1 pseudogene is annotated in these 1,003 nt (G+C 71.4%); it reads left to right on the forward strand.

The features are described 5' to 3' along the window. Positions 1 to 325: 325 nt before the first annotated feature. Positions 326 to 1,003, forward strand: a pseudogene (locus B551_RS18685) (DUF3416 domain-containing protein); the annotation flags it as partial.

A 1,003-nucleotide genomic window follows, 5' to 3' on the forward strand; every position in this document is an offset into this window, starting at 1 on the left:
GCAGCGGCCGGCGCCGGCGCGGTGCGGCCACCGGACGTCCTGCCGCCTGAACCCGGTCCCGCCGACGGCTCGAATACTTTGCCGCGGCTACACGCGGCGGATACTCCTTCGGATACTTTCTGCCAGCGCGGCACTGTAGTTTTTACAGGCCACATTTCGGGGCTTGTCATATCGGCAAGCGGCTTCCCGGCCGCAATCGTGCTCGGCGCCTTGCGCGGCAAGGGGAGGCTCTGCCGGCGCGTCGGTGCTTGTCCGACGCGCCGGTATATTGGCACGCGCTTCGCATCAGTGCCCGGACTGTCCTTCGCCTCCGACGAGCCAATCCGTGCGCATCTGCCAGATCGATCCGAATTTTGTCCACCAGGCCAATGACGGCGCCCTCGGGGCCCTGGCCCGGGCCAAGGCGCTCGGCTTCGATCATGTGCTGCTGACAGGCGCCTCCGCGTTGCATACCCCGCCCGACACGCTGGCCGCGCTCGCGGCCCACTGCCGGGCGCAAGGGCTGGCCTGCCTGCTGGAGCTCGCGCTGGACCGCTATCCCGACGGCGCCGCGCCGATCGATCCGCTCTGGCGGCACGACGGCGCGATGCCCGATCCGCGCGATACCGACAACCATCTGCCTGGCACACGGCTGCGCTGGCACGACGAGGGGGTCGCTGCCGCGCTGGTGTCGTGGTGGACCGAGCGGCTGCAGGGACTGGCCGAGCTCGATATCGCCGGCTATGTGTGCCGCGCGCCGGCCCGCGTGGCGGGACGGCACTGGGCCAGGCTGAGCGCCGCGTTGAAGGGCGCCGGTGACACAAGCGTGAGCGGCAGCCACACGGGCGCACGGCGCCCGCCGCTGATGCTGGCGTGGACGCCCGGCACCAGCCCGGCGCAACTGGCCGATCTGAGCGGCGGCGGCTTCGATGGCGCCTTCTGCTCGCTGCCGTGGTGGGACTACCGCAGCCCCTGGCTGACCGAGGAAATCGCCCGGCTGCGGCCCTTCGGCGCGGTGCTGGCC

This window comes from Cupriavidus sp. HPC(L) (genome assembly GCF_000307735.3).
Lineage (GTDB): Bacteria > Pseudomonadota > Gammaproteobacteria > Burkholderiales > Burkholderiaceae > Cupriavidus.